Genomic DNA, 24,255 nt, shown 5'->3' on the forward strand with positions numbered 1-24,255 from the left:
TCGCCTCCCGCTCTCCGCGGGCAACCCTGGGTTCAGCGCTTTTTGTTTGCTTTCACAGTGCCTCTTCGGGGACCCGCGGACCGGCCTGAGTCGGTGGGCCGCTCGCTCCCAAGGGGAGGCCCTGTACCAGCGCTGGCGTTGCGGGTCGCTTGCGTGGGGCTCGCTGGGTCGTGGGTGTCCATCGTGCCCCGGTACTTGCAAGCCGGTTGGTTCGGGTCGACGGTGAACTCCATCCCGCTGTTTCGCCCTCCGGGCGAAAGGCGCTGTCTTCGGTTGCGCGCTCATTGCAGTTTATGCCTGTGGGTTGGGCGCGGATTTGCGTGAGGCTTCGCCTCCCGCTCTCCGCGTGGGGGCTATCGAGTGTCGCTTGGCGTATGCAAGGGGTCTGCCGTAGGCACTTCAAGTACAATGTTTCGGTATGTTGCAAAGCTGCCGGGAGGGGAAGTGTCGTACACGTCGTTTATTGCGCCTAGAAAGTTGGGCTGGGGTTTCTTGCTTGCGTGGGTATTCTGCGCGTTCTATGCGGGGCCTGCGGTTTCGGCCGTACCCAATCGCGAGGGCATGGGGCTTGATGCACTTTCTCGCTTGCTCGTCGATTGCGCGCCCGTTACGGTTGCCATTTTGGTGCTCGTCGTGCTCGTGGCGTTCGAGGGTAGGATTGGCTCGGTGGCTCATAAGGGATGGGCTCGTTGGGGTGCTCCCGTGCTCACCGCGCTCGGTACGCTGTTGCTTTCGTTTTGCTCGGTGCTCGATTGCTCCTCAGCAGCGCTGTACCTGGTTGGCTCGGTGCTAAATGGCCTGGGTAGCGGTGTCATGTGGGTGCTCTGGGGCGAGCTGTACGCGCGTCTCCCCCAGGACGAGGTCGAGGCCGCCGCTCTTCTTTCCGCCATCATTGCCGCCATGCTCGTGTTGGCGGCATCGGCCATGAGCGGATGGGTGGCCTGCGCGTTCGTACTTTCCTTCCCGCTCATTTCGGGTGCGTTGTTCGTGCTTGCGTGGAGCCGCGACGGTGACTCGGCGGTTTCGTCTGATTACCTCCATCGCGCCGAGGAGGATGCCTTGGTGCAGGCGCACGATTCCGTGCGCGGCAAGCCCATGAGCGCCATGCGGGCCATGGGGCGCAGCGGGTGGGGCGTGTTCTGCGCCTGCTTGTTCACCTGCATCGTGGGATCGCTGGCTCGCGTGATGGTGTCGGGCGCCGCGTTTCAGGTAATCGTTCTTTTGAGCTTGGCGTTCATGGCCGTCGTTGGCTTCGTTTCGCTTGCAGGCCCGCGTCGCCTCTCCATTGCGTTTCTCTATCGCTGGATGTGCCCCGTGCTCACGTTCGCGTTCGCCATGCTCATCGTGCTCGACGCCACGCTTGGCGGCTGCATCGCGTTTGGCGTGGGTCTGGGAGCGCGATTTGCGTTTTGCCTCATCACTCAAATGTACTTCGCGCGCTTTGCTGCCCGTGGGCAGGCTACCCCCACGCAGTCATATGGCCTTGGTTGGATCTTCGTTCATTTGGGCGACCTGGCGGGCGTGCTCGTCATGTTCGCGTTGGAAGCGTTGTTGCCATCTGCGGAAACGTCCTCGATTGCCGCCGTATGCATGGTGCTTCTGGTTGTTGCAACCATGTACGTTCTGGGCGACAAAGACAGCTTTGCGCTGGCTTGGACTCCCGATGTCGGTAAGGCGCAGGCTTCGCCCGTCGAGGATGCTTCCTCTTCGGAATCAGGCTCGCGCATTCAGGAGCTTGCGCGCGAATTGAACCTCACGCCGCGTGAGACCGAAGTGTTCGCCCTGCTCATGAAGGGGCGTTCGGTTCCCTACATTCGTGATGAACTCGTGGTCTCGCGTGAGACGGTTGCCACGCACGTGAAGCACATTTACGCGAAGGCCAACGTTCATAGCCGTCAGGAGCTGCTCGACCTGGCCAATTAGCCTTCTCGGCGCTATATAGGCCGCGCGCCTGCAAGTGCTCATTGCCCCGTAACGTAAAAGGCGCACCCGTCTGCAGAACGGGCGCGCCGGAAAAGCGGGGGCGGGAGGGGAGCCCCCGAAGCGGGAGAGTCGTCTATTCGATGCCGCAGGCATGCTTCGCCGCGATGCGTGCGAAGGCGCCGCTACGGCCGCAGTTGATGCCCGTGAACTCGCTGGGGTAGTTGTGGGGATAGAAGCCGCCCTGGTCGTTACCACAAACGTACAGGCCGGGGATGGGGTCGCCATTGTCATCGAGTGCGCGGCTTTCGGTGTCGGTCACGATGCCGTGAAGGGTCACCAGGAAGTTGCCGGACGTGCGGATGGCGTAGAACGGGGCCGTGTCCACGGTGCTGCAGCGGAAGGCCTCTTTGCCGAAGTCGGTATCACCCTCGGTCATCATCTTGTTGTAGCGCTCCACGGTTGCCAGGAAGGTCTTCTGGTCATCGGCGTCGGGGAACATGGTCTTGGCCAGCTCTTCTAGCGTGTCGCACTTCTTCAGATTGCCCTCTTCCAGACGAGGGGCCATCCAGAAGCTCTCCAGATGCTCGCGCGTAAGGGGCTGGAGATCGTAGACGTCGGCGTTGAACGCGCCGCCATTGGGGGCGGGCGTCAGGCGGCTGCAGCCGCAGGTGTCGAAGCGCTGAATGTCTTCCCAGTACGTGCCGTCGAATACCTGCCAGGTGAAGCCCTTGGGCTGACGCGTTCCCATGGCGTAGATCTCGGGGTACGTGCTGTCCTCGTTCATGATGCGCTCGCCACGTACGTTTACGCGCAGGAAGGGCTGGCTGGCGGGCAGGTATAGCGGGTTGCCCAGTTCGGGGCCGACTTCCTCGTTGTCGGTGACCACGCCGCGGTTCCAGACCATGGCGCCGCCGCCTTCTTCCAGGTGAGCGCCCGCCCACAGGGCCATGCGAATGCCGTCGCCCTCTTCGGTGGTGGCGGCGGTGCTGGTGCAGTAGTTGTACGCATCGGGGCACAGATCCTGCAGCATTTCCTTGTTGGCGCCATAGCCACCGGTGCATACGATGACGCCCTTGGCTGCGTTGTACTGCTTGTACTTATTGTTATTGTCCTTGGCGATAACGCCGGCCACGGCGCCGTTGGAATCCTGGACCAGCTGCTGAGCGGGGGTGTTGAACTCGATTTTACCGCCCGCTTCCAGGAAGAGGTCGCGCATGACCTTCAGGTGGGTATAGGCGCCCAGCTGCGGGCCTTCGGGCATGTATTCGCCCATCACGGGGTTGGTGCACATGGGCGGGTAGTAGCAGTCCTCGCCTTCGGGGGCGTGGAATTCGAAGGGGAAGGACATTCCCTTGGGGGCTTCCAGGTCTTCGAGCCAATCCATGAACTCGCCCGACTTGTCCATCCACGTCTTGTACAGCGCCATGTTCACGTCGCCCGACTGCACCTTCTTGGCATGGTTCATCAGCTTGGCATGGTCGATTTCATGGCCGACGGAATGGCGGGAACCAATGGCGCCTACGGCTTCGCGAGCCATGGCCACGTCGCCGCCCTTTTCGAGCACGATGACGTTGAAGCCCTTTTCCTGGGCCGTCATGGCGCCCATGAGGCCGGCGTTGCCAGCGCCCACGACCACCAGGTCGCAATCGATGGTTTCGGCGATATCGGTGATGGGTTCCGGCTTGGTGCGCCAATCGGTTTCTGCCGCTGCTGCGGGCTTTTCGCTTGCGGCCTTGGGGCTCGAGCAGCTGGCGAGCGCGCCTGCGCCCAGCGCTCCGGCAGCGGTGAGGCCGCCGAATTTGAACAGGTCGCGTCGACTAATAGAAGAACTCATGTTCCCTCCTCGTGTCACGCCCACTCCCATTATGTGGGCATCCAACGAGGCCACCATAGGGCGGCGCTGCGGGTCGCACATCGCCGAAAGAACGGGAAATGCGCTCTCCCCGAAAACAGGGGAGAGCCTTTGAGCTGGGGATATCCAATGCGCGTTCGTTTGTTTGCCAGGGTGCTTTTACGGGAGATATCCCTCTGCGGAAGATGCCGGCGTCGTGGCGGAATGTCGTTTGGCGGACCCTGTGGGCGTCGGCGAGAGTCCCTTTCAAAGAGCCAATTGCGGAAATGATATGCGCGACTTTCTTTTTGCGCTGCATGTGATACTATATTCGGGCCGCAAGGCAGCATAACGGGATGTGGCTCAGCTTGGTAGAGCGCTGCGTTCGGGACGCAGAGGCCGCTGGTTCAAATCCAGTCATCCCGACCAAGAACGCGAAGGGGATGTTCCCGTATGGGGCATCCCCTTCTTCCGAACGAGGGGAAACTCATCGGAGCCAACATGTGGGAGGCAGTATGAAATTCGGTGGTCTCGGTCCAGTCGAACTTATCATCATCCTCGTCGTGGTCCTGCTGATTTTCGGACCCAAGAACCTGCCAAAGCTCGGTAGCGCCATTGGTCGCACCGTGAAGAATCTCCGCAAGGGCATGGGCGATTCGGAAAAGGGCGAAAACCTCGACGAAACGGAATCCAGCGAAGAATCCGAAGACGATTCCGAAAAGAAATCCAAGTAACTGTAGGAATTGGGGCCGCGTTGCTAAGTCGCGGCCCTAGTAAATGGCAAGCAAAGGATAGAATCATGGCAGATCAGAGTCCCGTTCTCACCGAAGAAGGCAAGCGCAAGCTCGAAGAGGAGCTGCATTACCTGGAAAACGAGAAGCGCGCCGAGATCGGCGAGCGCATCAAGGTTGCCCGTGAATTCGGTGACATCTCCGAGAACTCCGAGTACGACGACGCCAAGAACGAGCAGGGCCTCATGGAGGCTCGCATCGCCGAGATCAACAGCATCCTGTCCGATGCCACGATCGTTGCCGGTGGCGCCCGCAAGGGTTACGTCAGCATCGGTTCCACCGTCACGGTGGAAATGAACGGCTCCGAGCGCGTATTCAGCATCGTGGGCGCTGCCGAGGCCGACGTTCGCAAGAACAAGATCAGCAACGAATCCCCCGTGGGCTCCGCGTTGCTGGGCGGCAAGAAGGGCGACCACATCACGGTTACCGGCCCCACGGGCCGCGTGAGCGAAATGACGATCGTCAAGGTTGAAGCCTAATGGCCGATCAGAATGCTCCCATCATCGAGGACGATCCTCGGCAGGTGCGCCTGAACAAGCGTGAGGCGCTCATTGCCGCTGGTTCGAATCCGTATGGCTCCGAAGCCATCGAAATCACCCATCTTACGGGCGAACTTGCAAAGCAGTACGCCGAATTGGAAAACGGTGCGTCTACCGAAGACCGCGTGCGCGTAGCTGGCCGCATTATGGCTCGCCGCGTGCAGGGCAAGATCGCCTTCCTGGTACTGCGCGACCGCGAGGGCGACGTTCAGCTGTTCTGCCGCATCAATGAACTGGGCGAGGAATCGTTCGAGGCCCTGAAGGACCTTGACGTAGGCGACTGGCTGGTTGCCGAAGGCTGCGTGCTGCGCACCAAGCGCGGCGAGCTTTCCGTTGCCATCGACACGTGGAAGCTGCAGAGCAAGTCCATCCGCCCTCTGCCGGAAAAGTTCCATGGCCTTACCGACAAGGAAACGCGCTATCGTCAGCGCTATGTCGACATGGTTATGAACCCCGCTTCCAAGTCGGTCTTCGTGAAGCGCTCGCGCATCATCAGCGCCATTCGCCGTTTCATGGAAGAGCAGGGCTATCTGGAAGTCGAAACTCCCATTCTGCAGGAAACGCTGGGCGGCGCCAACGCCAAGCCCTTCACCACGCACTTCAACGCGCTCGATCAGGAATGCTATCTGCGCATTGCCACCGAGCTGCACCTGAAGCGCCTGCTGGTTGGCGGCATGGATCGCGTGTTCGAGATTGGCCGCCAGTTCCGCAACGAGGGCATGGACCTCACGCACAACCCCGAATTCACCAGCATGGAAGCATACTGTGCGTTCAACGATGTCGAGGGCATGAAGCGCCTTTCGGAAGGCGTCTTCCGCGCTGCCAACGCCGCCGTGAACGGCAGCGATACCATTACGTACCAGGGCCAGACGATTGAACTGGGCGGTACGTGGCGCTCCGTTGCCATGTCCGACCTGGTAAGCGAGCATGTGGGCGAGGAAGTCTCGCTCGACACGCCTGTTGAGCACCTGCGCGAAATCCTTGACGCCAACCATCTGGAATGGCAGAGCGACTGGGGCGCCGGCAAGCTCATCTTCACGCTGTACGACGAGCTGTGCGAATCGGAAATCGTGAACCCCACGTTCGTTTGCGATTACCCCGTAGAGGTAAGCCCTTTGGCCAAGCGCAAGCCTTCCGACCCACGTCTTACCGACCGTTTCGAGCTGGTTATTGCTGGCCACGAATACGCCAATGCATTTAGCGAGCTGAACGACCCCGTCGACCAGGAATCTCGCTTCGCCGCCCAGGTGGAAGCCAAGAAACACGGCGACGACGAGGCCATGGAATACGATGCCGACTACATTCGCGCTCTGGAATATGGCATGCCGCCTGCTGGTGGCGTGGGCTACGGCATCGACCGCATGATCATGCTGCTGTGCGACCAGGCGTCCATCCGCGACGTGCTGCTATTCCCGCACATGCGTCCCGAGTCCAAGCAGGAAAAGCAGGGCGAAGCTGCTGCTGCGGAAGCCGCTCCGGCTCCCGCTGCCGAAGCTGTCGCATCTGCCGCCGAAGAGGCTCCTGCGGCTGCTGGGGTCGAGCTTTCCGGCGCTGCTGCCGAAGCTGCCAACACGCCCGCTCCCCAGCCGGGCGAAAAGCTGGAGGCTGGCATTTCTCGCGATGCCGCGCTCGAGCTGCTGAAGGCTCACAACCAGGACGAATATCATATCCTGCACGGTCTGCAGCTGGAAGGCCTCATGCGCTACTACGCGCGTCAGTTCGATTCGGAAAATGAAGAGTTCTGGGGCATCGTGGGCATGCTGCACGACCTCGACTGGGAAGAGTTCCCCACCGAGGAAGATCACACGGTGCGTGCCGCCGAAATGCTTGCCGAAGCTGGCGTGGCGCCCGTGGTCGCCCGTGCCATTCAGACGCACAACTCCGACGTGAATGCGGCGCTTCCTACGCCGGAACACCAGATGGAGCGCGTGCTGTACGCCGTCGACGAACTGTCTGGCCTCATCAACGCATGCGTGAAGCTGCGTCCGTCGCATTCGGTGACCGACATGAACCTGAAATCGCTGAAGAAGAAGTACAAGACGGCGAGCTTCGCCGCTGGCTGCGATCGCGAGGTTATCGCTCGCGGTGCGGAATACATGGGCATGGAGCTTTCCGACCTGTTCACGAGCATTCTGGACGCTGAAAAGGCGCTTGTCGAAGAGGGTAACCCCGCATTCGAATAAGCGCTCGTCATCCTTGCTTGCCTGCGACCCCGTTCTTTGCGAGCGGGGTCGCTTTGTTTTTGCGGAAGCGTGGGCGGTGACGGAATGCACTCGCGTATGTCCCGTGCGATGAATTAAGATAGTGGATTGTAATTACGCCCCCGGAGTGGGGCTTTGCAGGGACTTGGGAATGGGAACGTATGTGGTTTGAGCTTCTGCTGGCAACGCTGCTGTGCGCGTGCGCGCTGTACGTGCCGGGCTTTCTCTTTGCGCGCGCGTTGCGTATGCGCCGCTTCGACGCGGTGGCTGTGGCGCCGCTGTTTTCGGTGGCTCTGCTCGTGGCCGAGGGCATCGTTGCCCACAAGGCCGGCGTGGTTATGCCCGCGTATGCGCTTCCCCTGGTCGCACTGGGTATATGCCTGGCATGCTTCGTTGTCTCCCGCGTGGTTGTTCGGCCCATGGCGCCTCGTGGCGCGCATGCGTGGCAACGCTCTGAAGATGAGCGCATTGACGCTCGTTGCTGCCAAGGCGCGGGCAAGCAGGTCCTGCTCTACGTTGGCGTTGCCCTGTTTGTTACCGTAATCGTTTTCCTTACCGCCATCGATGGCCCCGATTCATTCTCGCGCAGCGACGACACCGCTTTCCACATTGCGGTGATCCGCGGCTTCTTGGATTCGGGTAGCTATTCCATTTTGAACTGCTCGTCGTTCCTCGACCACGGCATTGCGGGTGGCTATTACCCGGGTGCCTGGTACGTCGTGGCGGCAGTTGTGGCCTCGGTGTTCGGCGATAGCGTATCGCTGGCGAACAACGCTACCATCATAGTCACGATGGTCTTGGTGTTTCCGCTGGTCATGTTGCTTTTCTTCCGTCAGTTCTTTCCGGAAAACACGCGTCTTGCGTACGTGGGCGCGCTCGTGACTCCGGCGTTCTGCGGATTCCCCTGGGGCTTTCTGGTCTTTGGGCAGCTGTTCGGCAATTTGCTCTCTTGGATATTCGTGATTGCGGCGCTGGTGTTCTTGGCGCGAGCTATCGACGCCCAGGGCGCGGGCTCTCGGGCCCGGTGGATCGTCTGCCTGGCTATTGCCTTGCCGGTCATTGCGGCGGCGCAGCCCAATGGCGTATTCACGTTCGGCATCATTGCCGTGGCGTATGTGGCGTGGCGCATTTTCTTCGGGCCCAATGCCAAGCATGCCACATTTTCTCGCGCGCGCATCCTGGGCGTGGTGGGCCTGGTGGTTGCGGCGTGCGTAGTGTGGGTGGGGTTTTATTTCGCGCCACCTCTGCAAGCGGTGGTCGAATACGAAACGCCTGCTACGCTTTCGCTTGCCGAGGGCATTGCCTCGGGGCTTACGTTCATGTTCAGCACGCATGGCGGCATTCAGCCGTTTTTGAGTGTTGTCGTGCTCTTGGGCATCATCCGCACGTGCCGCAAGGGACATCGTCGCTACCTTTGGATGACGGCGGCATTCGCATGCGCCATGCTCATCTACTTTGTTGACGTGGGCACCGATTGGCCCATCAAGCACCTGTTAGCGGGCTTTTGGTATTCCGACTACCGTCGTACGGGCGCCATGGCCGCTCTGTTCGCCATTCCGCTTGCTGCCATGGGCCTGCTGTGGCTTACCGACGCCTGCCTGGCCCTCGCGCGTCGTCTGCGTGGTGGGGACAAGCTTGGTACCGTGGGCGCGAGTGTGGTTGCGAGTGCGGTTGTTGTCGTTATGCTCGTGTGCCAATTCGCCCCGTTGCACGTGTACTTCAGCGAGAAGCGCGACATCCGCATGGGCCTCATGACAGTGCGCCATCAGTTGGCTACGAACTACTCGTGGCAGATTGGCTTTACGGCCGAGGAAGATGCCTTCGTGCAGCAGGTGAAGGACGTCGTGCCCGAAGGCGCGCTCGTGGTGAACCTACCCAACGATGGCAGTTGCTGGAGTTACGGTGTCGAGGGGCTTGACACGTATTGGCGTCGCTGCGTGAAGAACGGTGTGGGTACGTCCGACCAGGACAAGCTGTTGCGTTTGCACATGAAGGAGCTTTCGACTTCGGAAGACGTGCAGCAGGCGGTGTCCGACTTGAACATTCAGTACGTGCTCCTGCTCGATTACGCAGGGGCCGATAATCGCACGATGGTCGAAAAGCGCTACGAGGAGAAAGACTGGGTTGGCATCGAGGAAATCACCGATGACACGCCTGGGTTCACCGTCGTCCTGAGCGAGGGTGACATGCGCCTGTACGCCATCGACCGCTCGTATGTGGCAGAGTAGAAGGGGGTAGCCGTGAGGATTGCGGTTGCAGGAACGGGCTATGTGGGCCTATCGTTGGCGGTGTTGTTGTCTCAGCGCAACCACGTGGATGCGGTGGACGTTATTCCGCGCAAGGTGGAACTGCTGAGTCAGGGCATCTCGCCCATTCGCGATGAGGAAATCGAGCGCTATCTGTCCGAAGCGGAGCTCGATCTGCATCCCACACTCGACGGCGCCCAGGCGTATCGCACGGCCGATTTGGTGATCGTTGCTGCGCCCACCGACTACGATTCCCAGGCAAACACGTTCGATACGAGCCATGTGGAAGAGGTTATCGACCTGGTTCTTTCGGTGAATCCCGCCGTGCCTATCGTGATCAAGTCCACCATTCCCGTGGGGTACACGCAGTCCCTTCTGGAGCAGCATCCGCAGGCAAACATCCTCTTTTCGCCTGAATTCCTGCGCGAGGGACATGCGCTCTACGACAACTTGCATCCCAGCCGCATTGTTGTGGGCGTGCCCACGTGTGCGCACGAGGCGGCTCTGCGCCAGCATGCGGAAACGTTTGCTGCCTTGCTGCAGGAAGGCAGCCTCGACGAGGAAACGCCACAGCGCATCATGAGCGCCACCGAGGCCGAGGCCGTGAAGCTCTTCGCGAATACGTACTTAGCCTTGCGCGTGGCGTATTTCAACGAGCTCGACACCTATGCGGAGACGCGTGGGCTCGATAGTAGGCAGATCATCGATGCCGTGGGGCTTGACCCGCGCATTGGTACGCATTACAACAATCCGTCGTTCGGCTATGGCGGCTACTGCCTGCCGAAGGATTCCAAACAGCTGCTGGCAAACTATGCTGATGTGCCGCAGGACATCATTGCGGCCATCGTTCAGGCTAATCGTACGCGCAAGGACTTCATCGCCGACCGCGTATTGCAAGCTGCAGGTTGGTCGGCCGAATCGGCATCGCAGGTCACGGTAGGCATTTACCGCCTTACCATGAAGACGGGCTCCGACAATTTCCGAGCATCGTCCATCCAGGGCGTCATGAAGCGCGTGAAGGCGAAGGGCGCGCGCGTTATCGTGTACGAGCCCACGCTGGAGGCTGATGCGTTCTTCGGCAGCCCTGTGGTGCGCGACCTGGAAGAGTTCAAACGCCAAAGCGACGTCATTGCCGCGAATCGCATGACGGCGGAACTCGATGACGTGCGCGGCAAGGTTTATACGCGCGATCTGTACGGCCAGGGCTAGTGCATGGCGGAAAACGTGCTCATATCCATTCTCATTCCCGTCTACAACGCAGAACGCTACCTGGAACGATGCCTTGAGAGTGTGCTCGCGCAGACGTACGGATCGTTCGAGATCGTGGCCATCGACGATGGCTCTTCCGATGGCTCGCCGGCCATTCTGGACGCGTATGCCCAACGCGACCCGAAACGCGTACGCGTGGAGCATCGCGCGAATGCTGGTGCAGCCGAGGCGCGCAATCGCGCCATCGAGCTCGCGCAGGGCGAATATGTGGCATTCCTGGATAACGACGATTGGCTCGATCCCGATTTTCTGGATCAGCTGGTATCTCATGTGGGCGAAGGCGCCGACATCGTGTTTGGTGGCTATCGCCGCCCGCATGCTGACGGTTCGGTGGCCAGCGAGATCGTGCCGCATCCGGGCGAGGAATGGGCGCCCTTCGCGGTGCTTGCCGCATGGGCGAAGCTCTACCGTAGGGAATTCCTGCTGGCGAATGACCTGCGCTTCCTTTCGGCAAACATCTACGAGGACCTGTATTTCTCGATTCCGGCCATCTATGCCGCGCAGCGTACGGAAGTGGTTCCGTACTGCGGCTACAACTGGTTCATGAACCCGGAGAGCGTGTCCAATACCAGCCAGCGCACCTCCGAGGGGCTGGAATTCGACCGCGCCATGGGCGCCCTGGTCGATCGCGTGGGCGTGGATGCGTCGGGTAGGCAAGATGCCCTGTTCGTGCATGCCATGGTGCGCTTGGGCGTGTTCTCGCTGTTCCTCACGCGCGACGGCGACGGTCCGGAACTAGCTGCGGAACGCACGGTGCTGTTGCGCGCGTGGCTCGACGCCCACGTTCCCGCGTGGCGTTCCGACCCCTATGCCCGTATGGGCAGACCGCGGGGCGATAGCCGCGGGGCGCGTATTGCCACCTGGCTATTCGTGCGCCATCCGCGCCTGTTCGCCGCGGCATTGCGCCTGAAATAGCCTACAGGTCGTTGGCGGCTTCCCCGCGCGCGTACACGCATGCGATGGCGTGTGCGATGGGTGCGGGCCAGAAGCGCTTCAACATGGCTAGGTCTTCCGCCTTGCGCGTGGAATCGCCGATGAGCGACGTGGTGGTAGAGGCCTCGTGAATGCGATGCAGCATGAGGGGCTGAGGGTCGTACAGGAATGCGCCCTCCATGCGCGAAAGGCGTTCCCAGGTGTCCCAGTCTACGTTGCTCTTCATGCCCGCATGGAACGGCGGGGTGGGGCAGTTTGTCGCATTGAACGTGACCGCGGGGCAGCAGATAGCATTTCCCCAGGCCAGCGCATGGCGACGCGCATGTGTGCTACGTGCCTTGCTGGGCTTGGCGAGTGGTGCGAGCAGGCGGCGCTTCACGCGGGGCAGCGTGCCGTCGCTCACCGTTTCTCCGTTGCGGATTTCGGCGTAGTCGCTGAAGAAGATGAGCCCATCGCTGGCGCTATCGAGCATGGCACGCGCATGCGTGGCGTATTCGGGCAGGTAGACGTCGTCCTGGTGCGCGATGGTAATGTAGCTAGTCGTTGCTTGCGCATATGCGAAGTTCCAGTCGGCTCCTATGCCACGGCTTTCGCTGTTCACGTGCAGGGGCAGGCCGTGCTTTCGCGCGATGCCTTCTAGCCATTCGCTGGGCGTGGATGTGGCGATGAATACCTCGTCGGCTGCGGTTTCCTGTAGCTCGATGGAGGCGATGCATTCTTCCAGATAGGGGCTTTGTCCGTAGGCGCAGATTGCAAATGCGTGTGTGGACATGTCATTCCCTCCCTCATATCTTCAGAACGCTGTCGTATAGTTACGCCAAAGGGAACTGGGACAGCGTATCAAGGATACGCGAAGGGTGGCGAGGAATGAACCCCGCTAAGAGTACTTCCAAGCATTATCTTGCGCTGCTGCTTGTCGTGGCCGCAGTGGCGTTTGCTGCTGCGCTTGCAGCGCCTGCCTCGGCGTATGCCGCAAGCGATCAGAAGATGTATCGTCTGTACAATCCCAATGGCGGCGAGCATTTCTATACGGCGAATGTGATGGAGATGACCAACCTGCATCGCCTTGGCTGGACCTACGAGGGCGTGGGCTGGATTGCCCCAGCATCGGGGTCGCCAGTGTATCGCCTGTACAACCCCAACGGCGGCGACCATCATTACACCATGGCTGCTGAAGAGAAGGACTTTCTGGTTGCGCTGGGCTGGAACTACGAGGGCGTGGGCTGGAGGTCGGCGAGCGCTTCTGCGGGCCAGCCGCTCTATCGACAGTACAACCCCAATGCCTCGTCGGGATCGCATAATTACACGCTGAGCGCGCAGGAAAACGACCACCTCGTGAGCTTGGGCTGGAATGCCGAGGGCATTTGCTGGTATGGCTACGAGCCATCTGAAAGCGACTTCATTACGTCGCTCGATTACTCTCAGGCGGTGAACCTGCCTGTTTCCGTTTCCGCATACAGCGTGGTGGTGGCGCGCGAAGACGGCGTGGTCATCGCCAGCAAAGCGCCGAATAAGAAGTGCGAGACGGGCTCCACAGCGAAGCTCATGACGTGCTGGCTCGCCCAGGAGAGCCTGGGGGATGCCCAGGTCACGCTTTCTGATTACGACATTCAGATTGCCCAGCCGTTTGTCTACGATCGCGACCAGCCGTGGAAGACCAATTCGGCATCCGTCGTGGCCAAGCAGTGCATGTACGTGTCGTCGAACCCCTATGCGCACACGCTCGCTCGCTACGTGGCGCGGGAAAAGTACGGGGCAACGGGCACCGACTGGGGCGACATGCGCAATGGCGTTCGCGCCATGCAGGAACGCGCCGTGGAAATTGGCATGACGAATACCACGTTCGTTTCGCCTTCGGGCTTGTTTGGCCCGAAGAACGGCAACTTCACGCAGGATTTCAGCAGCAACTCCAAGGGCATGACGAATAATCGTTCCACGGGCAACGACATGATGCTCCTCACGCTGAACGCCGTACCTGCGGGAACGCACATCGTGGGCAACACGTTCGGGAGCCCGCACAAGTTCACGAATATCAAAACGGGAACGAATGAGCGCGAATCCATGCTTTCGATGATACGAATAAAGGGTAAGACGTATTACATCGCCCTCATGGCTGCCGACCACACTTCCAGCCAGGGCGGAACCGACGTGAAGGAGACCACTGCCATCGTCAATTGGCTTTGGGATTACGTGCAGTAGGGTGTTTCGTGAGTGGCTTCGTTCGAAAGAATGCGTTTCAATGGGCGGCGACTGCCGGCGTCTTGGCGCTGTGCGCTGGCCTGTTCTTTGCGGCGTATGCGTTGGCCGAAGTTCCCATGCCCGTTATCGCAAGCGGTCTTACCTATAACGGCTCGGCGCAGGAAGGCGTTTCGGAAGCCGAGGGCTATACGCTGTCGGGTCAGGTGGATGCCACGAACGCCGGTGAGTATACGGTTACCGCCACGCTGTGCGAGGGCCGTCATTGGCCCGACGGTAGCACCGAACCCAAGTGCGTATCGTGGACCATCGACAAGGCATCGCTCGATGTCTCGGCCTTCACGGTCGATTCCACGTTCACGGGCGAGGAACAGTCGCTCGTTTCCATGCAAGAAGTACCCGAAGGCGTTTCCGTTTCTTATGGTGTGAATGGTGTGGAGTCCGAACGCCCTACGGCTACCAATGCCGGTAGCTACGAGGTAACGATGACGGTCGATGGCGGCGGCAACTACAAGGACGCCACCGTCGTGTGCCAGGCGAAGATTGCGCCCGCTCCCATCGCCGCACCTGAGCCCGTATCGGGCCTGGTGGCAGATGGCAAGACCAGCCAGGTGGGCGTTCCCGAGGGCGATGGCTACACCGTAGAAGACGGCAGCGCCGTCGAGCCGGGGGAGTACGTTGCCGTGGTTACGCCCGATGCCAATCACGTATGGGAAGATGGCTCGTCCTTGCCACTGCAGATCGCTTGGAGCGTCGGCGAGCCCGAGGTTCCCTGGGGCAACTTGGTAACGCTCAACTACGATTCCGCCGTTGACCTGCCCGTTTCGCTGAGCGCCTACGGCGTGCTGGTGGCCACGGCCGATGGCACGGTGGTTGCGCAGAAGAACCCGTATACGCGTTGCGAGATTGCCTCCACCACCAAGCTGCTTACGTGCTGGCTGGCCAGCGAATACCTGGATGACGATAGCCAGGTGAGCCTCTCCTCGTACGACACGCAGATCGCCGCGCCGTTCGATACGCCCGAAAATCAGCCGTGGCATACCGCTAGCGCCGCGAAGATCGAGGCGCAGTGCATGCTCACGTCGTCGAACCCGTATGCGCACGCCCTGGCGCGCTACGTTGCCCGTGCGCGGTATGGCGCTTCGGGAACCGATTGGGGCGACATGACGAATGCGCTGCGTGCCATGGATGAGCGTGCAACGGAAATTGGCATGAGTAACACCAGCTTCGTGTCGCCGTCGGGGCTTTTCGGCCCGGGCAATGGGGTGTTCACGAGTGGGTTCTCCTCGTCTTCGGGTGGCATGAAGAACAACCAGTCCACCGCCAACGACATGATGCTGCTTACGCTGAACGCTGCGGCTGCCGACGCGCCCATTTCGGGGCAGAAGCTTGGCAGCAATGATTTCACCTGCATAAAGACGGGTACGAACGAACGCGAATCCATGCTTGCCAAGGCTAGCGTGAATGGTGAAACGTACTACATCGTCCTTCTGGCCGCCGATCACACTTCCGCCACTGGCGGCACCGACGTTCGCGAAATCGATCACATCATCGACTGGCTCGAAACGCGCTAGGTTGACGTCTCCCTCTCGAAGGCGAACAATAGCGGCAAGTTTTGCTGTTCGAAGTTGCTTGCCCGTTCGTACAATCGAGGTGCGTGACCCCATGGCATTGCATGCTGCTCGACCTGTAATGCGAGAACCTTTTGCCGGAGCGTTTCTCTTGCGCGCGGTATTTATCGCAGTCGCTTTCCTGCTATTCACGCTAGGCGTGAGCGGCTGTTCGCCTCATCGTGCGGAAATGGTTACGGGGTATAGCTACTGGGCGTATCCCCATAACGCATATGGTCGGGTTTTGTCTTATGATGCATCGACATGCACCGCTGTTGTTGCTCTTAACCCTGATTCGGAAGTATTGCTTCAGTATCCGGATGGGCCCGATAAAACCCTGAAGCCTGAATGGGTCTTTTATAGCGAGGGCCGCTTCAATGGGGAGGACGTTGTAACGCTGTATTGCGAGGATGAGGCTGGTGGTAAATACGAGCTTCCTGTTGGCCCGTTACAACGGAATGCGTTTGTTGACGTATCCATGTGGCTGGGGCGGGATGGCAAGGGTCGGCTAAAGTGCGAGCGGATCGAAGTCATTGATGCGTCTGATGTTGATAGCCTTTTTGTGCGTGATTTCGCAGAGAAATGCGTTACGACTGGCTATGTTTTTGCAAATGGGAGCAGTTGGTGGCAATCTCCGAATCGCATTCCCAACAGTGATTTCGAGCGCAACATCCTATAGCGCTTGGGTGCTCTTACATGACGTGGGCGATGGCGGTGAAGCCTGTGGCTAGGCCCAGGATGAGCGTTGTGGGTGGAAGCCAGCGTAGGGGGCTGCCCAGTTTGGCGGGCAGCAGGTTCCTATTCGACAGGCACGCAAGCATAATCAGCAGGTAGAGCGGGATGAAGTAGCGGCCTTGCGTGCCGCCCACCATGGAAGACCCCACGGGCGTGTACTGCAGGTACAGGCTGGCGTAGATGAGCGCGCAGATCAGAAGCGCAATGCCCGTGAGCGCTAAGCGCGTGCGGAGGGTGAATGGCCGCTTCAGGGGTTCGGTCCCGGAAATGGCAACAGCGGCAAGAAGCAGCAGGTACAGAATTACGATGAGCGGGTTTACGCGTACGCCCATCCAAGCCAGGTAGTCGGCAGTGGAAGATTCCAGGTAGAACGGCAGGTTCACAGCGAAAGTGCGTGCCATGGCCGCAACGAGCGCGAACGGGTTTGCCTTTACGAACGCCATTTGGGCATCGGGGTCTACGCCCGTGCCTAGCGCCTCGTGCGCCAAGATATCCGACGAGATGGAAAGCCAGGCAAGGCACCCCGCGATGCCCAGTGCGCCGATGCATGCAACGGCGCAGGCGTAACGGCCCTTGCCACCGAAACGTTCGACGGGGATAAGGAACAGCGCCAGGCAGATGGGCGCGTACACGATCTTGAACTGGGAAAGCGCAAGCACGATAGCCGCGATGAGCGCCAGGTGGCGAAGGCCCATGGTGCGGTCTTGCTCGCGCCAATAGAGCGCGCAAGTCACGATGGCCAGGCAGAGCGCGAACGACATGCCGTCGGTGGCCAGTGAGAAGAGCTCCTGCTGCATCATGGGCAGCAGTGCAAGCGCGAATGCGATGGGTTTGCCCGTGGGCAGGAATCGCAGACAGAGGAAGATGATCGCCGCCGCTGCCAGCCAGTTCATGAAGCGCCCTGCGTAGGCTAGGGCGGCAACATTGCCGGTGAGCAGGCGCGCGATGGCGATTCCCAGTGCCTGGGGCGCGTAGGATGTGGGGCTATAGAGCGCGGTGTTGCGGAACGAAACGAACGAACGGTCGCTGTTGTCGATGGCGCGCGTGGCGTAGTCGGCCACGTCGGCGTGCGTGTGCGTTCTAGCCAACTCGTCGGGTACGGCAACGGCGGTGGGCAATACGCCTCCCATCAGGCCGTTGCTGGGGTCGTTGGGGTCGGCGTACGATACCAGGCGCCCTTCCGAAACCTGATACGCGCGGCAGAAGTGCGATTCTTCGTCGGGAACGTTGAACAACGGCGAGGCAAATATGCCCACGATCAGGAAGACCACGCTGATGATGGCGAAGGCGATATCGAACCCAATATGCTTGCTCGTGCTCACAGTTCCCCCAGGTTTTCCGTTTCCTGAAACGATACCATGCGATGCGCGCGCTAAACGGGCGAAATGTGCATCGTGCGCGCATTTGCGCAGGTGCGATAGAATAGGCGCCGTGAAAACTACCTCGACATACGCTTCCAATCGCATTTTTGCGACGGTCATCACGTTTAATCCCGACCTTGCACGCCTGCGGGATAACCTGCGGGCAGTGTCCGGCCAGGTGGCGGGTGTGTTTGTGGTCGACAATGGTTCGCAGGACGTACGCGCCATTCGCTTCCTCGCATCGGAATTCCCTGGATGCACGGTCGTCGAGAACGGCCAGAACCTGGGCGTGGCCGCCGCGTTGAATCGTGGCGTGCGCGCGGCGCGTGATGCGGGGGCGGTGGCCGTGCTGCTGCTCGACGAGGACAGCACGTCGGCTCCGGGCATGGTGCAGACGCTCGTTCGCCATTTGGGCGAAGACGTCGGCCTGGTGTGCCCGCTCATTGGCAACTACCTGGAAGGCGACGCCCTGGAAACCTCCGATGTCGTTTGCCAGGTGCCGCGCGCCATCAATTCCGGTTCGCTCGTGAGCATCGCTGCGTATGAAGCGGTGGGCGGGTTCGACGAGATGCTGTTCGTGGATTGGGTCGACATGGATTTCTGCGCCAACCTGCGCTTGCATGGCTTTCGCATCTTGCAGACGCACGAAGTGGCGCTTGCGCATGCTATTGGCGACAACCAATATGCGCGCAAGGTGCCGTGGTTCAGCCGCGAGCACGGGTTCCACCTGAAGCAGATGTACCGCACGAATCATGGTGATTTCCGCAGGGAAGATAAGGCTCGCTCGTGGGCCATCGTGCTGCGCAAGTATCGAGGTACGCGGGAATACGCCGCCGAGCGCAGTTGCATCGTGAAGGAATTCGTGAGCAACCTGCTGTTCGAGCGCCGTCGATGCGCCTTGCTGCGCGCATTCAGGCGTGGTTGGCGTCGGGGCGTGGAAGCATGCGCCCGCAATGAGATAAAATAGGTCTGTTTGCAAGGGATTGGGAAGAAAGCGGCAGTTCATGATTGTTTTCGGTAAGGCGGGGGAATGAAGACGCTCCTGGTGATTCCCGCGTACAACGAAGAGGAGAACATCGAGCGTGTGGTCGATGCCCTTATTGCCGACTATCCCGCGTATTCCTACCTTGTCGTAAATGACGGTTCGCGCGATGCCACGGCCGATATCTGCCGACGTCGCGGGTACCGTTTTCTCGATCTGCCCATCAATGTGGGGCTTTCCGGCGCATTTCAGGCGGGCCTGAAGTACGCCTATCGCAATGGCTACGATTGCGTCATTCAGTTCGATGCCGACGGCCAGCACCTTCCGGAATACCTGGACAGCCTGGTGGCCGCGTTGGAGACCAACGACGTTGTTATTGGGTCGCGCTTCGTGAACGAGCGCAAGCCCTCGGGGTTGCGTGGGTTCGGTGGCTCGCTCATCAGCGGCATGATTCGCCTGACCACGGGGACGAAAATCACCGATCCCACGTCGGGCATGCGCGCGTACAACCGCCGCATGATCAAGGAGCTTGCCTTCGGCCCGAACCTTGGCCCCGAGCCCGACACGCTTTCGTATCTCATGCGCAAGAAGGGCGCTCGCATCGCGGAAGTGCCCGTCCAAATGGCCGAGCGCACTGCCGGTACCAGCTATTTCAACCCGTGGTCGGCGAGCATGTACATGTTCCGCACGGCCCTTTCCGTCCTGCTCATCCAGTTCTTCAGGTAGGCTGCCATGTCCGTTGCTCTTAGAATCGTGCTCATCGTGGCCGCCGTGGCATTGGTGGTCTTCCTGCTGCACAGCATCAAGCGTTCGAAGATGCGCATCGAGGATTCCCTGTTCTGGGTGGCGTTTTCGCTGGTCATCTTGCTGCTGAGCATCTTTCCGGAGATTGCCGTGGCTGCTTCGGATGCGTTCGGGTTCATGGCACCCGTGAACTTCATCTTCCTGTTCTTCATCTTCGTGCTCATCCTGAAGAACTTCGCGGGTAGCCGTCGCGTGTCGCAGCTGGAATGCCGCGTGCAGGAACTGGCCGAACAGGTTGCCATCAATCAGCTCGACCATTACGAGCGCAGCGAGGCTGCGGCCCGGGCGCAAGGTGAAGAAGCGCCCGAACAGGTGAAATAGCATGTCGCGCATTTGCATACTGCTCGCCACGTATCAGGGCGAGCGCTTCGTGCGCCAGCAGCTCGATTCGCTTGTGGCGCAAACGCACGCCGATTGGGTATGCGTTGCTCAGGACGATTGCTCCGCCGATGCGACATTCGATATCTTGCAGGAATACGCTCAGGCCAACGGCAAGTTTACGGTCATGCGTGCGCCCAAGCGTCAGGGTGGCGCGAAGCAGAACTTCTTTTCGCTCATCGCATATGCTCAGGAGCATATGGCCGACGTGGACTATTTCGCGTTCTGCGATCAGGACGACATCTGGCTTCCCAACAAGCTGGCAGATTCGCTTGAAGCGCTGCGTCAGCTCGAGGCCGCGCTCGATGGCGCGCCTGCGGCCATCTGTACCGATGCGCAGGTCGTGGCGGAAGACGGCTCGGAGATCGCGCCTTCCTACCTGGCGTACACTGCGCGCGATACGCGCATGGTGGAGTTCAATAACCTGCTCGTAGAGAACATGGCGCCGGGGTGCACGATGCTCGTGAACCGCGCCTGCTTTATGAACGTGCGCCCACCGTGCGAGGGTCTTGAGGCCGTGGAAATGCACGACTGGTGGACGATGCTCGTGGCGGCATCCCTGGGCGCCGTTGCCGTATTGCCCCAGGTGACCATGAAGTATCGTCAGCATGGCGACAATTCCCTGGGTGCTCAGCGCTATTCGCTTTCCGACCGAGCAGCCCATATGCGCGAAACTGTGGATGGCATTCGCGCGGCTCATAGCCAGGCACGTGCCTTTGCGGAAACGTATGCCGATGAGCTGGGCGAGCGTGAACTTGCTCTCGCACACGATTTTGGCCACATGTTGGAGTGGAATCCTGCCAAGCGCTTGCGCGCGCTTGGCCGCGATGGCTTCTGGCGCGCTACGCCTGCAAAGCGTGTGGTGCAGGTCCTTCTGTCGCTGGGGATGCGCCGATGAAGGCCGAGACCCTGAAGGCGCGTACGATTTCCTCCATGTTCTGGAAGCTCATGGAGCGCGGAGGCACGTCGCTCGTGGCGCTTATCGTGCAGATCGTGCTTGCTCGCTTGCTCGCTCCCGACGATTTCGGGGCGCTGGCCATCATGCTCGTGTTCGTGAACCTGGGTAACGTCATCGTACAATCGGGTTTGAACACTTCGCTCGTGCAGGCGAGCAACGTGGACCGTCGCGACTTTAGCACGGTGTTCTGGATGTGCTTCGCCACGGCCACGGTGCTGTACGTGGTTGTATTCCTGGCCGCACCTGCGGTGGCTGCGTTCTATCAGTACGACGCTCTCGTGGTGCCTCTGCGCGTGCTTACCATCATCCTGTTCATCAATGCGTTCAATTCCGTGCAGGTCGCCAGCGTGCAGCGTGAGCTGCAGTTTCGCAAGATCTTCTGGGCAGGCGTCGTCTCGGTGGTTGCGTCGGGCGCCTTGGGCATCGCGTCTGCAGCGTTGGGGGCGGGGTTGTGGGCGCTCGTCGTTCAGCAACTTGCCTACCAGGTTATCTACAGCTTCGTCCTGTTCGTGCAGAATCGCTGGCTACCGCAGTTCACGTTCAGCGCCGAACGTGCGCGCGTGCATTTCTCCTTCGGCTGGAAGCTGCTGGTGTCGGGCCTTCTGCAGACGGGCTACGAAAGCCTGTCCGATCTGATCATCGGCAAGCAGTTTTCGCAAGCTCAGCTGGGTCTGGTTTCGCAGGGCAAGAAGTACCCCGCGGCGCTGGGCACCACGCTCGATGGCGCCATTCAGCCCGTCATGATGTCGGCGGTGGCGCGCGCCAAGGATGACCTGGCGAACGTGAAGGGGCTGGTGCGTCGCGCCATCAAAACGAGTACGTTTCTCATTCTGCCCGCCATGGGCCTGTTTGCCGTGACCGCTCAGCCCATCGTGCTGCTCCTGCTGGGCGAGCAGTGGCTGCCCTGCGTGCCGTTCATGCAGATGTATTGCGTCGTGTACGCAATGCTGCCCATCCACACCACGAATCTGCAGACGCTCAATGGCATGGGCCGCAGTGATTTGTTCCTGAAGCTCGAGATCATCAAGAAGTGCTATGGAATCGCGTTCATCCTGTTCTTTGGCCTAGTGCTGAAGGATATCTACCTCATGGTGGGGGCGTACATCCTCTCGGGCATCATCTCCACCTTCGTGAACGCGCATCCCAACAAGCGCGTCATTGGCTATTCGTACGGGGAGCAGCTGCGCGACATTGCGCCGGGCATTGCGCTCACAGTCGTTGCCATGGCGCTAGCGGCGCCTCTTGCGTTGCTGGGGCTTCCTGCCTTGGGGCAAATCGCCGTGCAAGTCGTCGTGTTCGTGGGGGCGTACGTGCTGCTCGCGAAGCTATTCCATGTGGAAGAATTCGGATATCTGGTTGGGATGGCGCGCGAGGCCATTCCCGCACGGCGTGGCCGGTAAGTCGTATACTGGCAAATACGTTTTGCATGGAAGGAATCTCATGGCCGCAGACCCCATTTTGGTAACTCGCTCTTCGCTGCCTCCGTTTCAGGAGTTCGTGAACGAGATTGCGCCGCTGTGGGAGTCCCATTGGCTCACCAACATGGGCGAAAAGCACGCGGAGCTCGAGGCCCAGTTGAAGGACCGCCTGGGCGTGCAGAACATTGCCCTGTTCACGAATGGGCACAATGCGCTCGAATGCATTCTGGAGGCGCTGCAGCTGGAAGGCGAGGTCGTCACTACGCCGTTCTCGTTTGCGTCCACCACGCACGCCATCGTGCGCAAGGGCCTTACGCCCGTGTTCGCCGACATTCGCCGCAGCGATTGCACGCTGGACCCTGCGTCCGTCGAGCGCGCCATCACGCCGCGCACCTGCGCCATCCTGCCCGTGCACGTGTACGGCAACCTGTGCGATACACAGGCCATTCAGGATATCGCCGATAAACATGGGCTGAAGGTCATCTACGATGCGGCGCATGCGTTCGGCGTGGAACGCGATGGCGTTTCGGCCGCCGCGTTCGGCGATGCGTCCATGTTCAGCTTTCATGCTACCAAGGTGTTCAACACCATCGAGGGTGGCGCGGTATGCTTCCGCGATGCTTCGCTCTACGACGTGCTGAACCAGTGGAAGAACTTCGGCATTATCGGGCCGGAAGACGTGGAATACGTGGGTGGCAATGCGAAGATGAACGAGTTCTGCGCCGCCATGGGCATTTGCAATCTACGCCACTTGGATAGCGAAATCGCCCTGCGCAAGGTCGTGCACGAGCACTATATGGAGCGTCTGGCTGGCGCACCTGGCTTGAAGCTCTTCGACGTTCCGGCGAACGTGACGCACAATTACGCGTACTTCCCCGTGATCTTCCAAGACGAATTTGGCGCGAGCCGCGATGAGGTGAAGGCCGCCCTGGCGGCGGAAGGCATTGGCGCGCGCAAGTATTTCTTCCCGCTCATCAGCGATTATGCATGCTATCGCGACACGTATTCCAGTGAGGAAACGCCCGTGGCGCGCGATGTGGCGCAGCGGGTGCTCACGCTTCCCATGTATGCGTCGCTTCCCCTTGCACAGGTCGATCGCATTTGCGATATCGTGCTTGGGTGCCAGGCGCGCTAAGCGCTAGTCGACCTTTGGCAGTTTCAGCAGGGCGCCCAGCTTGGCGTCATACTCGCGCGGCGTCCACTGTACGAATCCTCCGGCGGGCGTAAACGTGAGCTCGCTAAAGCGCAGGCCCTGCGTGCAGCTATACCAATCCACGCGTACGAACGCGAAATCGGCGGCAAGCCGCTCGGAGTAGTCCAGGAGGGTGTCCAGGTTCTTGGGTCGTTCGATGTCGCCCTCCAAGATGGGCAACGAGGAAACGAATGGCTGACGCTCCCAGTCGGGCGTGAAGAACTGCTTTTCGTTGCTGCCGTGTGGGTCGTGCATGGCGCCCACGTAGCGGGCCTTGCCGTTGAAGCACCACACTTGGTATTCCCATTCGATGTCGTCGAGCAGTTCTTCCGCGAATACCCTGCGCGGAATGTCGCTGTACCAGCGCTCCAGCATGGTCAGCGCAAAATCGGTGTCCAGCCATTGCGCGCATGCTTCGTGCGTGGCCTGCATGTTTGCGTTTGCCGCATCGCGTACCATGCTCATCATGCCCGAACCGTGATTCGCCTTCAGCACGAATGAGCTGGGAAGCCCCTGGAAGCTCACGTCTTCGGCACGTTCCCACTCGCGAAATACCTGGGGAAGCACCTCCTCGCCCACGCGCTGCGCTACGTAGGGGCGTACGGCAAGCTTGTCGGCGCAGATGGTCTTCAGCGGAATCGCATCGTGAATCTTCAGCCACTGCATCTTCTCGTTGAACGTGGTCGGGTTTTGCAGGTTGGGGTGCTCGCCATAGCGTGCGTAGTAGGCCCAATCGAGTTCGCGTTCCAGCAGGCTCTGGCTGCAGAGCGTGCGTTCGTTCACCGGGTGGAGGTGGCGGTGGATCCAATAGCGGACAAGGCGAAATAGGCGATTCAAGGCGAAGTTCTTCCTTCTAGCTGGCCTGACGGCATCCGATTATACAGCAGC

General features: G+C 60.3%; 20 protein-coding genes and 1 tRNA gene. 17 read left to right on the top strand and 4 right to left on the bottom strand.

Translation table 11 applies throughout. The features are described from left to right. Positions 1 to 408: 408 nt before the first annotated feature. Positions 409 to 1,923 carry a helix-turn-helix transcriptional regulator gene (locus E7002_RS05655; RefSeq protein WP_303727893.1) on the top strand — a complete coding sequence of 505 codons (1,515 nt, stop codon included), beginning with the start codon at positions 409 to 411 and terminating at the stop codon, positions 1,921 to 1,923. Between the two features lie 133 nt (positions 1,924 to 2,056). Here the strand turns inward: E7002_RS05655 and E7002_RS05660 are convergent, their stop codons facing one another. Beyond that, positions 2,057 to 3,757 carry an FAD-dependent oxidoreductase gene (locus tag E7002_RS05660; protein ID WP_303727894.1) on the bottom strand — a complete coding sequence of 567 codons (1,701 nt, stop codon included), beginning with the start codon at positions 3,755 to 3,757 and terminating at the stop codon, positions 2,057 to 2,059. 349 nt (positions 3,758 to 4,106) lie between these two features. On the opposite strand from E7002_RS05660, the gene E7002_RS05665 reads away from it, so the two are divergent. The 7 genes from E7002_RS05665 (at position 4,107) to E7002_RS05695 (ending at position 11,715) form a co-directional block, all read left to right on the top strand. Continuing rightward, positions 4,107 to 4,183: transfer RNA gene (locus E7002_RS05665), tRNA-Pro, on the top strand. An 86-nt stretch (positions 4,184 to 4,269) separates the two neighbouring features. Beyond that, positions 4,270 to 4,488, top strand: a complete 219-nt coding sequence (gene tatA, locus E7002_RS05670; RefSeq protein WP_303727895.1) for a twin-arginine translocase TatA/TatE family subunit — start codon at positions 4,270 to 4,272, stop codon at positions 4,486 to 4,488. 65 nt (positions 4,489 to 4,553) lie between these two features. Continuing rightward, positions 4,554 to 5,024 carry a transcription elongation factor GreA gene (gene greA, locus E7002_RS05675; protein WP_066660425.1) on the top strand — a complete coding sequence of 157 codons (471 nt, stop codon included), beginning with the start codon at positions 4,554 to 4,556 and terminating at the stop codon, positions 5,022 to 5,024. Continuing rightward, positions 5,024 to 7,267 carry a lysine--tRNA ligase gene (gene lysS / locus E7002_RS05680; protein WP_303727896.1) on the top strand — a complete coding sequence of 748 codons (2,244 nt, stop codon included), beginning with the start codon at positions 5,024 to 5,026 and terminating at the stop codon, positions 7,265 to 7,267. Before greA ends, lysS begins: the two co-directional genes overlap by 1 nt. 179 nt (positions 7,268 to 7,446) lie before the next feature. After that, the gene (locus tag E7002_RS05685; protein WP_303727897.1) at positions 7,447 to 9,513 is read left to right on the top strand and encodes a DUF6541 family protein; all 2,067 of its coding nucleotides are present in this window, start codon (positions 7,447 to 7,449) and stop codon (positions 9,511 to 9,513) included. Between the two features lie 12 nt (positions 9,514 to 9,525). Beyond that, on the top strand, positions 9,526 to 10,740 hold the full coding sequence (locus E7002_RS05690) for a nucleotide sugar dehydrogenase (RefSeq protein ID WP_303727898.1): 1,215 nt from the start codon (positions 9,526 to 9,528) through the stop codon (positions 10,738 to 10,740). A 3-nt stretch (positions 10,741 to 10,743) separates the two neighbouring features. After that, on the top strand, positions 10,744 to 11,715 hold the full coding sequence (locus E7002_RS05695) for a glycosyltransferase family A protein (protein ID WP_303727899.1): 972 nt from the start codon (positions 10,744 to 10,746) through the stop codon (positions 11,713 to 11,715). A gap of 1 nt (position 11,716) precedes the next feature. On the opposite strand, the gene E7002_RS05700 is transcribed toward E7002_RS05695, so the two are convergent. Further along, entirely contained in the window at positions 11,717 to 12,505 is a 789-nt protein-coding gene (locus E7002_RS05700) for a glycosyltransferase (protein ID WP_303727900.1), read from the bottom strand. Between the two features lie 95 nt (positions 12,506 to 12,600). Between E7002_RS05700 and E7002_RS05705 the strand changes: the two genes are divergently transcribed. The 3 genes from E7002_RS05705 (at position 12,601) to E7002_RS05715 (ending at position 16,218) form a co-directional block, all read left to right on the top strand. After that, positions 12,601 to 13,932, top strand: coding sequence for a hypothetical protein (locus tag E7002_RS05705; RefSeq protein WP_303727902.1), 1,332 nt, complete (start codon positions 12,601 to 12,603; stop codon positions 13,930 to 13,932). An 8-nt stretch (positions 13,933 to 13,940) separates the two neighbouring features. After that, positions 13,941 to 15,503, top strand: a complete 1,563-nt coding sequence (locus tag E7002_RS05710) for a hypothetical protein (RefSeq protein WP_303727903.1) — start codon at positions 13,941 to 13,943, stop codon at positions 15,501 to 15,503. 91 nt (positions 15,504 to 15,594) lie between these two features. After that, on the top strand, positions 15,595 to 16,218 hold the full coding sequence (locus tag E7002_RS05715) for a hypothetical protein (protein WP_303727904.1): 624 nt from the start codon (positions 15,595 to 15,597) through the stop codon (positions 16,216 to 16,218). Positions 16,219 to 16,231: 13 nt separating this feature from the next. Here the strand turns inward: E7002_RS05715 and E7002_RS05720 are convergent, their stop codons facing one another. Continuing rightward, positions 16,232 to 17,596, bottom strand: coding sequence for a DUF2142 domain-containing protein (locus tag E7002_RS05720; RefSeq protein ID WP_303727905.1), 1,365 nt, complete (start codon positions 17,594 to 17,596; stop codon positions 16,232 to 16,234). Positions 17,597 to 17,705: 109 nt separating this feature from the next. Here E7002_RS05720 and E7002_RS05725 point away from each other — a divergent pair, with 109 nt between their 5' ends. From E7002_RS05725 to E7002_RS05750, 6 genes are all read left to right on the top strand, one after another. Then, positions 17,706 to 18,602 (top strand): glycosyltransferase, encoded by an 897-nt coding sequence (locus E7002_RS05725; protein WP_303727906.1) that lies wholly within the window; start codon positions 17,706 to 17,708, stop codon positions 18,600 to 18,602. Between the two features lie 63 nt (positions 18,603 to 18,665). Next, on the top strand, positions 18,666 to 19,343 hold the full coding sequence (locus E7002_RS05730; RefSeq protein WP_303727908.1) for a glycosyltransferase family 2 protein: 678 nt from the start codon (positions 18,666 to 18,668) through the stop codon (positions 19,341 to 19,343). A gap of 6 nt (positions 19,344 to 19,349) precedes the next feature. Then, positions 19,350 to 19,742 carry a DUF2304 domain-containing protein gene (locus tag E7002_RS05735; protein ID WP_303727909.1) on the top strand — a complete coding sequence of 131 codons (393 nt, stop codon included), beginning with the start codon at positions 19,350 to 19,352 and terminating at the stop codon, positions 19,740 to 19,742. Position 19,743: 1 nt separating this feature from the next. Then, positions 19,744 to 20,697 (top strand): glycosyltransferase family 2 protein, encoded by a 954-nt coding sequence (locus E7002_RS05740; protein WP_303727910.1) that lies wholly within the window; start codon positions 19,744 to 19,746, stop codon positions 20,695 to 20,697. After that, the gene (locus E7002_RS05745) at positions 20,694 to 22,157 is read left to right on the top strand and encodes a lipopolysaccharide biosynthesis protein (RefSeq protein WP_303727911.1); all 1,464 of its coding nucleotides are present in this window, start codon (positions 20,694 to 20,696) and stop codon (positions 22,155 to 22,157) included. The genes E7002_RS05740 and E7002_RS05745 overlap by 4 nt, the downstream gene beginning before the upstream one ends. Positions 22,158 to 22,197: 40 nt before the next feature. Continuing rightward, entirely contained in the window at positions 22,198 to 23,310 is a 1,113-nt protein-coding gene (locus E7002_RS05750) for a DegT/DnrJ/EryC1/StrS aminotransferase family protein (protein ID WP_303727912.1), read from the top strand. 3 nt (positions 23,311 to 23,313) lie between these two features. Here E7002_RS05750 and E7002_RS05755 read toward each other — a convergent pair whose 3' ends face one another. Next, positions 23,314 to 24,204, bottom strand: coding sequence for an ATP-grasp fold amidoligase family protein (locus E7002_RS05755; RefSeq protein WP_303727913.1), 891 nt, complete (start codon positions 24,202 to 24,204; stop codon positions 23,314 to 23,316). Positions 24,205 to 24,255 lie beyond the last annotated feature (51 nt).

It is taken from the genome of Denitrobacterium detoxificans (genome assembly GCF_015062615.1).
Taxonomy (GTDB): Bacteria; Actinomycetota; Coriobacteriia; order Coriobacteriales; family Eggerthellaceae; genus Denitrobacterium; species Denitrobacterium detoxificans_A.